Genomic DNA, 5552 nt, shown 5'->3' with positions numbered 1-5552 from the left:
CATCGCCGCTCGCTCTGGCGGGTCCCGGGAGACCCTGGCCCGCAGGGCGGCCGGTGCCGCCGCACCGACGAAGGGCAGCAGTACAAATTCACTGAACCCGGCCTGTTGATTTTGCCAGGCATGGCATTGCAGGGCCACCAGGGTGAGCAGGTGGGCGACGAGATCGGCGGGCGACTCGATGTGTCCCGCCATCAGGGTGCTGGTGGCGGCTAAACCGCACCGATGCACTTGCAGCATCACGGCAACCCAGGCGCGAGCCGAGAGCTTCTCGGGGCAAAGGACCCGCCGCACGGGCTCGCTGAGCACCTCGGCCGCCGTGCCCGGAATGGATGCCAACCCCACTGCCTGTAGTCGCTTGAGCACCACATCGAGCTCCAGCCCATCCTCTTGGGCGAAGAAGAGGAGCTCCTGGGGTGAGAAGGCATGCAGATGAATGCCCGGAGCTGCCCGCTGCAGTATTTCCAACAGGCGCTCGGCATAGGCCAGCTGGCTGCCATTGATCGTCGCGGCGGGGTTAAGCCCCCCCTGGATGCAGAGCTCCGTGGCTCCCAGCTGTTGGGCTTCCGCTGCCCGCGCTTCGAGCTCGGCCTCGCTGAGCCAGTAGGCCCCTTGGTCCCCGGCATCGCGGCGAAAAGCGCAGAAGCTGCAGTGCTTGACGCAGTGATTGGAGACGTTGAGATTGCGGTTAACCACGTAGGTGACCGTGTCGCCGGCAATATCAGCGCGGAGGGCATCTGCAGCCAGGCGCAACTGTTCGTCATCCCCCTCCGTCGGCAAGCGGCTCAAAAGGGCCAGACCAAGGGGGGCCAGGTCATGGGGGGCATAACCGTGGGGAGCCAGCCCGTCGGCATGGGCTGCCCCAATAGCTTCGAGCAGGTGGGCCAAGTCAGGGGTGCGCCCAGGGTTGGTGCTGGTGCTGGGGCCAGGGGCCGCCGGGGCTGGCACCAACAGATGGGCTGCCTTCTGCCAGGCCCATGGAGCCAGCCCGGCGGGCAAGGGCTCAGTCATCTAGGGCGCTTGGCTTGCAGTGCCCTGCGCCGGCGGCGATCACGCCATTCGACCGTAGAGAGGTAGATCACCCCCCCGCTGACGAAAAGCAGGAGCAGCACTGCGATTGCAGAGAGCACCTGGGAGGGGATGGGCAGCTCAGGCACCGAAGGACGCCAGCTCGGTATCAGAATTTGATGCTGTTGTCGCCATGACGGCCCCAGACAACCATGGCAATCGAGAAACTGAACAGGGCCGCCAGCGAAGCCCAGCCAAAGCTAATCAACATGGCGCTGCCATTCGTAGTTGTCCCCAGTTTACCTAGGCTTGGGGCCATCCGCTCCTGATAAGTTTTGGTTGTGGCAACGATCTCCCCAGGCGCCGTTCAGGAGCGACAGCGGGTTCGCCAGAGCTACCCGAGCTTCAAGGTGGTGGTGCTCGACGACAATGTGAACACCTTTCAGCATGTGGTGGAGTGCCTGGTGCGCTACATCCCCGCCATGCAGCCAAATCAGGCCTGGGAACTGGCCCACCGCATCGACGGCGAGGGCTCCGCTGTGGTCTGGTGCGGCCCCCAGGAGCAGGCTGAGCTCTACCACCAGCAACTCGGCGCCGAGGGCCTGACCCTGGCACCTTTGGAGCAGGGCTGATGGGCCGGGTGGTGATCACCCACAGCACCTACATCGAGGGCCTGATCCCCCTGCTTCAGCGGCTGGCAAGTTTGCCGGGAATTGCCACTGTCACCCCCGCGGTGATCTCTCGGGTGCGGGGGCGGAGCCCCCAGCTGCGCCTACGGGTGTCCACCGAGATCACCGGTGGCCACAAGTTGGTGGCGCGCCGGGGCAGCAGCGTCCAGGAGGTGTTTGTGGTGACCAACTGGAGCAAAGAACAGCTCCAGCAAGCACTGGACCAACTACTCGATCAGGACCCATCCAGCAGCAGTGCACCCGAGGGCCGGCGCTCGTAGAGCGCCGGCGCCTGAAAGCGGGCAAAGGCACCACCTTCGCGAAACCAACTGCCATCTTCCAGTTCCAGGCCCAGGCTGGAGAGTTGGAGCTGCCAGCGTTGCTGCAGATAGGTGGCGTAGTCGTGTGGGGTGGTCTGGGGTGCCTGCCAGTGCACCACGACGAAGGCCAGGCCCCGGACCCTGACAAGCCCCTCTGGCTCCTCCTCGACCTGCTCTTGATAGAGAAAGGTGCGGAAACGCTGGGGACCATCCGGCCCCTCCAGCGAGTATTTGCGCAGGTAGAGCTGCCTGGCTCGGGGGAACAGGGAGCCCGGAGCCATTGAGAGCAGGGAATTAAAAGCCTGATCAAAGCTGTTCATAGGCTCAGGGGCTGCACATCGGGCAGCAGGTTCGATGGCCCCCAGAATGGCGCCTGGCCCCACCGCCGTTCCAGCTTCCCGATGCCGATCACCCCAGACCAGCTCAAGCAGGCCATGGCCTGGCGGTATGCCACCAAGCTGTTTGATCCGAGTCGCCGCATCGATGCAGAAACTTGGTCCGCACTGGAGAACGCCCTGGTGCAGAGCCCCTCGAGCTACGGCTTGCAGCCCTGGAAATTTCTGGTGATCGGCGATCCTGCCCTGCGCCAGCAGCTGCGACCTGAATCATGGAACCAGAGCCAGATCACCAACGCCTCCCACCTGGTGGTGTTTCTGGCCGAACGCCAGATCGGGGCCGAACAAGCTGATCGGCTGCTGAGCGCCATGGCCAGCACCCGGGGCCTCGATGCTGGGGCCCTGGCCACCTACCGGCGCATGATCGAGGTGGACCTGATCGAGGGGCCCCGCAGCCAGCAGATTGGGCGTTGGACCAGCAACCAGGTGTACATCGCCCTGGGCACCTTCATGACGGCCGCAGCTTTGCTGGAGGTGGATACCTGTGCGATCGAGGGATTCGATCCGGCGGCCTATGACCGGATCCTGCAACTGGAGGATTCCCCTTACCGCAGCTGTGTGGTGTGCGCAGCGGGCTATCGGGACCCCGCTGACAAGTACGCCAGCGCAGCCAAGGTGCGTTATCCCGCCAGCGAGTTGATTGAGTTGCGCTGAGGGACTTAAAAGGGTTTTAAGAGGATTTTAAAAAGGGGGTGGACCACCGTGCCGTTTTGCCCCAGCGTTCGACCTGGTGTTACCAGAAGGGGGGTCAAGGACGGGGCGCCGTTTCCGGCTGCAAGGCCGGCTTACGTTGCTTCCGCTGCAGACCCCCATGTCGAAAAGGGAGTCAGATCAGAAAACTGTAAAAGGCAGTCACCAACAAAGCAGTCCGCACCCATCCTATGCGCTTGGCAATGGCCAGATGCTGCGCACCCGAGCCAGCAGCTGCTCTGCTTCCAGCGCCCGCTCCTGGGGACTGGCTCCGCCAAGCAAGAGGGTGATGTGGCCCAGTTTGCGGCCGGCGTTGGAGCCCTGTTTGCCATACCAGTGCACGCTGGCGTCAGGGAGGGCAGCCAGGGCCTCCCGCTGGCTTGGGTAGTCGTTGGCAGAACTCTCGAAACCGAGCAGATTCACCATCAAGGCGCCAGGCACCCGCAGGGCTACCGAACCCATCGGCATACCGCTGACGATGCGCACCTGCTGCTCAAACTGGCTGGTGTGGGAGGCCTCGATGGTGAGGTGACCAGAATTGTGGGTCCGGGGGGCAATTTCATTGACTTGCAATCCGCCGGGGCCGTAGAAAAACTCGATCGTGAGCACCCCCACGTAGTTGATAGCCGTGATCAGTGACGCGGCGATGTTGCGGGCATAGGCCTGAACCGCCTGGGGCAAATGGGCTGGGGCAAGCACCCAGTCACACACCTGTTGGTGCTGGTGGGTCTGCACCAGGGGGTAGCACTGCAGGTTGCCATCCCTGTCGCGGCAGGCCAGTTGGGAGAGCTCCAGTTCAAACGGCACCATCTCCTCCAGGATCCAGTCGCCCTGGGGCACCCTGGTCTGGAGGGAGGCCAGCTCCCCTGGCCCCCCAAGCACAACCGTACCCTTGCCGTCGTAGCCGCCACTGGCGAGCTTCGCCATCAGGGGATAGGCAAAATCGGCGGGCAAAACCCCATCGGTGGGCAGTTCACACCACCGGGGAGTGGGCAGGCCCAGACCCTGCAGCAACTGGCGCTGACGGCGTTTGCACACCAGGGGAGACAGGGCCTCAAGGCTCGGCAGGAAAACCACCCCTTCAAAACCCAATGGGGCCAGGGCGGGCAGGTCAAGCCACTCATTTTCAAAGGTGATCGCACCGCTGCGTCGGGCCAGCTCGCGGGTGGCGGAGATGTCGTCGAGATTGGCCAAAACCACCGATGTGGCGAGGGCCGCGGCTGGATCCTGGGCCGATGGGGTTTGGATATGGAGCGGCACCTCGAGCCTGCGGGCCGCTGCCGCCAGCAGCATGGCCAGCTGGCCGCCCCCTACAACCCCGACGGCCGAGCCTGCCAGTGCTGACACCGGATCAGCCATCACCCAGTTATTGCCAATCCAACAGGCTAAGGGGCCAGCGGTCAGGCCAGCCCCTTGTCGGCAGCAAAAAGAAAGCGCACCAGGCTGAGCAACAGCACGATCAGGAACAGGGCCAGGCCGATGGTGCAGGCGTAGCTGATCTCCAGCTCCGCAAAGGCCTGGTCGTAGACGTAATAAACCAGGGTCCGGGTGGAATCGGCGGGCCCCCCCTGGGTCATTAGGTAGACCTCCTCAAACACCTTGGTGGCGGCGATGGCAGAAATCACGGCAACCAAGGTGATGTAAGGGCTGAGCAGGGGCAAGGTGATGTCGAGGTGCTTGCGCAAGCCCTCACTGCCATCGAGGGCGGCTGCCTCATAGAGGTCGGGGGAGATGCCCTGGAGGCCGGCCAGGAAGATAACCATGTAGTAACCAAGGCCCTTCCAGAGGGTGACCAGCAGTACCGAGGGCAGGGCGAGCACCGGGGAGCTGAGAAAGCCAATGGGATCAAAGGCTGGACCCAGCAGGGCTCCAAGCCAGCCATTGACCAGGCCGTTCTCGGCGTAGATCCAACGAAAGGCGATTGCGGCCACCACGATCGACACCAGCACGGGCGCATACAGGGCACCGCGGAACCAGTGGATCCCGGGCAGCTGGCTGTTGACCAGCACTGCTAGGGCCAGCGCCCCGAGCACAATCGGGGGCACCACTCCCACCAGATATAGAAAGGTGGTGCCGGTGACCCGGAAAAACATCGGATCGCTCAGCAGCCGCCGCACGTTGGCCAGGCCCACAAATCGCAGCGGTTCGCTCACATCCAGGCCAGCCTGGCTGAAACTCATCACCAGGGCCATCGCTGCCGGGATCAGCACCGAAAGGCAGATCAGTACTAGGGCTGGCAGCAGAAAACCCCAGGCTGTGGCGGTGCGGGGGGCAGAGAGAGACATGCACGACACCGGGTCCCATCATTGTGGGGGCAGGTGCTGCAGACCTGCCACTCCAGACACCAGCAAGCCAACCCGCCCGCTCCCATGACCGCTGCGCCCACCGCCATTCGCACCATCGAGGTGGCGCTCAGCGCCAACCCCTATCCGGTGCTAATAGGCACCGGTGCCTTGGTCAGCCTGGGGGAGCAG

The 5552-nt window shown here is 63.9% G+C and carries 9 protein-coding genes and 1 other RNA gene; 3 read left to right on the top strand and 7 right to left on the bottom strand.

The features are described 5' to 3' along the window. The 3 genes from KBZ07_RS15460 to petN form a co-directional block, all read right to left on the bottom strand. On the bottom strand, window positions 1-1008 hold a 1008-nt coding region (locus tag KBZ07_RS15460), incomplete at its 3' end, for a radical SAM protein (RefSeq protein WP_254932441.1). Then, entirely contained in the window at window positions 1005-1154 is a 150-nt protein-coding gene (locus KBZ07_RS15455; RefSeq protein WP_254932442.1) for a hypothetical protein, read from the bottom strand. The genes KBZ07_RS15460 and KBZ07_RS15455, both read right to left, overlap by 4 nt. Window positions 1155-1174: 20 nt before the next feature. Then, the gene (gene petN, locus KBZ07_RS15450) at window positions 1175-1276 is read right to left on the bottom strand and encodes a cytochrome b6-f complex subunit PetN (RefSeq protein WP_197153610.1); all 102 of its coding nucleotides are present in this window, start codon (window positions 1274-1276) and stop codon (window positions 1175-1177) included. Window positions 1277-1346: 70 nt separating this feature from the next. Here petN and clpS point away from each other — a divergent pair, with 70 nt between their 5' ends. Both clpS and KBZ07_RS15440 read left to right on the top strand, forming a co-directional pair. Continuing rightward, a complete protein-coding gene (clpS, locus tag KBZ07_RS15445; protein ID WP_315860180.1) occupies window positions 1347-1637 on the top strand; it encodes an ATP-dependent Clp protease adapter ClpS in 291 nt (96 codons plus the stop codon). After that, window positions 1637-1954 (top strand): DUF2103 domain-containing protein, encoded by a 318-nt coding sequence (locus KBZ07_RS15440; protein WP_254932439.1) that lies wholly within the window; start codon window positions 1637-1639, stop codon window positions 1952-1954. The genes clpS and KBZ07_RS15440 overlap by 1 nt, the downstream gene beginning before the upstream one ends. On the opposite strand, the gene KBZ07_RS15435 is transcribed toward KBZ07_RS15440, so the two are convergent. Then, the gene (locus KBZ07_RS15435; protein WP_254932438.1) at window positions 1909-2313 is read right to left on the bottom strand and encodes a hypothetical protein; all 405 of its coding nucleotides are present in this window, start codon (window positions 2311-2313) and stop codon (window positions 1909-1911) included. The genes KBZ07_RS15440 and KBZ07_RS15435 overlap by 46 nt on opposite strands. An 81-nt stretch (window positions 2314-2394) precedes the next feature. Between KBZ07_RS15435 and KBZ07_RS15430 the strand changes: the two genes are divergently transcribed. Next, complete coding sequence (locus KBZ07_RS15430) at window positions 2395-3042, top strand: NAD(P)H-dependent oxidoreductase (RefSeq protein ID WP_254932437.1); 648 nt, start codon at window positions 2395-2397, stop codon at window positions 3040-3042. 36 nt (window positions 3043-3078) lie between these two features. Here KBZ07_RS15430 and ssrS read toward each other — a convergent pair. The 3 genes from ssrS to KBZ07_RS15415 all read right to left on the bottom strand — a co-directional run bounded on the left by ssrS (window position 3079) and on the right by KBZ07_RS15415 (window position 5363). Continuing rightward, window positions 3079-3261: non-coding RNA, 6S RNA (gene ssrS / locus KBZ07_RS15425), on the bottom strand. Between the two features lie 6 nt (window positions 3262-3267). Then, window positions 3268-4437: a 5-(carboxyamino)imidazole ribonucleotide synthase gene (locus KBZ07_RS15420; protein WP_254932436.1), complete on the bottom strand. Its 1170-nt coding sequence runs from the start codon at window positions 4435-4437 to the stop codon at window positions 3268-3270. A 41-nt stretch (window positions 4438-4478) separates the two neighbouring features. Beyond that, complete coding sequence (locus KBZ07_RS15415; protein ID WP_254932435.1) at window positions 4479-5363, bottom strand: carbohydrate ABC transporter permease; 885 nt, start codon at window positions 5361-5363, stop codon at window positions 4479-4481. Between the last annotated feature and the right edge of the window lie 189 nt (window positions 5364-5552).

It is taken from the genome of Cyanobium sp. BA20m-14, from assembly GCF_024346295.1.
Note: the sequence above shows the minus strand (reverse complement) of the source record. Positions and strands in the feature narration are given on the sequence as shown.

Excerpts from the sequence above, each read along its gene's own strand:
- KBZ07_RS15435 (WP_254932438.1), bottom strand. The coding sequence starts at position 2,313 with ATGAACAGCTTTGATCAGGCTTTTAATTCCCTGCTCTCAATGGCTCCG.
- KBZ07_RS15420 (WP_254932436.1), bottom strand. The coding sequence starts at position 4,437 with ATGGCTGATCCGGTGTCAGCACTGGCAGGCTCGGCCGTCGGGGTTGTA.
- KBZ07_RS15440 (WP_254932439.1), top strand. The coding sequence starts at position 1,637 with ATGGGCCGGGTGGTGATCACCCACAGCACCTACATCGAGGGCCTGATC.
- KBZ07_RS15430 (WP_254932437.1), top strand. The coding sequence starts at position 2,395 with ATGCCGATCACCCCAGACCAGCTCAAGCAGGCCATGGCCTGGCGGTAT.
- KBZ07_RS15415 (WP_254932435.1), bottom strand. The coding sequence starts at position 5,363 with ATGTCTCTCTCTGCCCCCCGCACCGCCACAGCCTGGGGTTTTCTGCTG.
- petN (WP_197153610.1), bottom strand. The coding sequence starts at position 1,276 with ATGTTGATTAGCTTTGGCTGGGCTTCGCTGGCGGCCCTGTTCAGTTTC.